A 245-nucleotide genomic window follows, 5' to 3' on the forward strand; every position below is an offset into this window, starting at 1 on the left:
ATCTTTGGCGAAACAACGGACGCGCTTGCGGAGGGTAACGGGGTCGAGTTGCGGGGTTTCGGCGCCTTTCCAGTGAAAAATCACCCCGCCCGCACCGGCCGCAACCCGCGCACCGGCGAGTCCGTCGAGGTGGAGGAAAAGTGGGTGCCGTTCTTCAGGACCGCCAGGGAGTGGCGCGAAAGGTTGAACGGCGGCAAATAGGCGCCGCGCCGTCGGGTAGAAACGGCTTCTTGGGGGGAGCCGCT

1 protein-coding gene is annotated in these 245 nt (G+C 65.3%); it reads left to right on the forward strand.

Annotation, left to right across the window (positions count from 1 at the left end; all coding sequences use genetic code 11):
• Window positions 1–201 (forward strand): HU family DNA-binding protein (locus KVT37_RS32570; RefSeq protein ID WP_217579063.1); only part of this gene is annotated, 201 nt, incomplete at its 5' end.
• Window positions 202–245: the final 44 nt, after the last annotated feature.

Origin of the sequence: Mesorhizobium sp. GbtcB19, from assembly GCF_019091085.1 — a bacterium.
In the GTDB taxonomy this organism is placed as follows: domain Bacteria; phylum Pseudomonadota; class Alphaproteobacteria; order Rhizobiales; family Rhizobiaceae; genus Mesorhizobium.